At 68.7% G+C, this 1,885-nt stretch carries 2 protein-coding genes and 1 pseudogene; 1 reads left to right on the top strand and 2 read right to left on the bottom strand.

The features are described 5' to 3' along the window. Positions 1-971 (top strand): MobA/MobL family protein (locus AB5Z54_RS09805; RefSeq protein ID WP_368161408.1); only part of this gene is annotated, 971 nt, incomplete at its 5' end. On the opposite strand, the gene AB5Z54_RS09800 is transcribed toward AB5Z54_RS09805, so the two are convergent. Together AB5Z54_RS09800 and AB5Z54_RS09795 are read right to left on the bottom strand one after the other, a co-directional pair. Beyond that, on the bottom strand, positions 968-1,702 hold the full coding sequence (locus tag AB5Z54_RS09800; protein WP_333691246.1) for a metallophosphoesterase family protein: 735 nt from the start codon (positions 1,700-1,702) through the stop codon (positions 968-970). The genes AB5Z54_RS09805 and AB5Z54_RS09800 overlap by 4 nt on opposite strands. Next, positions 1,702-1,885 (bottom strand): annotated as a pseudogene (locus AB5Z54_RS09795) (hypothetical protein); the annotation flags it as partial. The pseudogene AB5Z54_RS09795 and the gene AB5Z54_RS09800, both read right to left, overlap by 1 nt.

Raw genomic sequence — 1,885 nt, 5'->3', positions numbered from 1 at the left:
GTTTCGTGCAGAAAACCAAGGACGAGACGGGCCAGTGCTTCTATCTCTGCGAGAACGAACACGGGGACCGTATGCCCATCCGCGCGACGGAGTGGAAGTCGGCCAAGGCCGCGGGGTGGCAAAAGTTGTACAACTTCGAGGACGGCCAGCGCAGGACCATGAAGCAGGCCAAGGCCGAGGGGCTTGGCACCAAGGATAGGACCAGCAAGAGGCCAGTGCAGATGCACCGCAGGGAGGGGCAGAGCGCCTACGCCGTGGGCCGCGAGGAGATGGACGAGGTGCGCGAGGCCTGGGCGAAAATCGCCAACAGGCATCTGGCAGCCGCGGCCGCGGCGGTGGGCGTTGTGCCACAGGTCATCGACCATCGCAGTAATAAGGAAAGAGGTCTGGCCGAGGAACCGACGATTCACGAGGGTGGCGTCGGCCTGATCGGGCATGCCGACCGTGTGAAGCAGAACGATGAAATCAGGGCCCGTAACGAGCGCCTGCGCGTTCTCCGCGCCGAATTGCGCCAGGAGGGTGCCGAGCTTGAGCGGCTGCGCGACGAGGTCGCGACGCTCGAGCGCCAGCGCAACACCGCCGAGCAGGCGTGGCGCGTGCGTCCCAAGAAGGGCGAACGCAAGCGCAAGGCCGCGCTCGCGAAGCGCCGCCGCGTGGCCATGGCCACCGCTGCGGCCGCGGTTGAGGCCCAGCAGCGCGTCACTGCCGCGACTGCCGACCAGACCGACACCAAGGCCGAGATGCTGGGCCAGCTCGACGAGCAGATCGCGGCACTCGACGAGCAGATACGCGAGCTGCAGCGCGGCGGCGCGCCCGCGGCGCTGGGCGCGAGCCTGCGCAAGGCCGCCGAGCTCGCGGTCGAGCGCAAGCGCCTCGCCGACGAGCGCGACAGGCTCGCGGGCGGTATGGCACAGGCGGAGAGCCCCGAGCTCGAGCCGGAGGACGGCCACCGGCGCGGCCCCAGACGCTAGCCGACCGGCTCCCGGTCCTCGTCCTCCCTGCGCACGCCGACCGGCACGATGTCGCGGTAGATCAGCCGGTGCCTGCCGTCGCGCCACTCGTCGTCGTGGTAGTGTCCGAAGAACCACGTCTTGAAGTCGAGCCGCCGGTCGATCTCGCCGAGGAAGTTCTGCAGCGGGTCGTCCTCGAAAGGACGGTTGCACTCCCAGCAGAGGTCGCCCGCCAGGTCGGCCGGGGCCTCGTGCGTCACCACGTAGTCGACCTTCCAGCCGGCGGCATCGAGGTTGCGCCGGCAGCGTTCCATCTCGGTCTCGCTCGGCATCTCCTCCGGCCACCAGGACTTCCCCTCCTTGCGCCATTCCCTGTCATGGCTCGCGGCACCTCCCATGGCGAGGACGGTCGTCCCGGCGATATCGAAGACCTCGCCGCGCATCAGGTGCAGCACATGCGGGCGTGCGACGTGGACGCGCCCGCCGTTCCACTCGGTTTCGGGGAGTTCCGCCAGCATCCGGTGATTCTCGTGATTGCCGTCGACGAAGCATGTCGTCCACGGCTTGGACTCGAACCAGTCGAGCCAGTAGCGGTCGGTGTTCGAGCCGTCCCACACGAATCCGAAGTCGCCGGCGACCACCACCACGTCGTCGCGCGAGAGCGTCCTGCCGTCCGGCCAGCTCTTGGAGGAGAAGCGGCTGGAGCCGTATTCGGCCCCTCCGTGCACGTCGCCCGTTACGAAGATCGCCATCAGTTCGCCCTCTCCCGCTTGTACGCGGCCAGCTCTCGCTCGACCTGTCTGTCGCCGGTCTGGTTGACCCACCACGGCCACTTGACGCGCCCGCACGGCTCGCCGACGCCGGAGAACCATGCCCGCAGCTCGTCGAGGCTCACCGGTGCGCAGGCGTTGGCGTCCACGCCCACGTCGTAGCGG

This window comes from Collinsella aerofaciens, from assembly GCF_040910185.1.
Lineage (GTDB): Bacteria > Actinomycetota > Coriobacteriia > Coriobacteriales > Coriobacteriaceae > Collinsella > Collinsella aerofaciens_BF.
This window is presented reverse-complemented; position numbering and strand designations above follow the sequence as displayed.

Excerpts from the sequence above, each read along its gene's own strand:
- AB5Z54_RS09800 (WP_333691246.1), bottom strand. The coding sequence starts at position 1,702 with ATGGCGATCTTCGTAACGGGCGACGTGCACGGAGGGGCCGAATACGGC.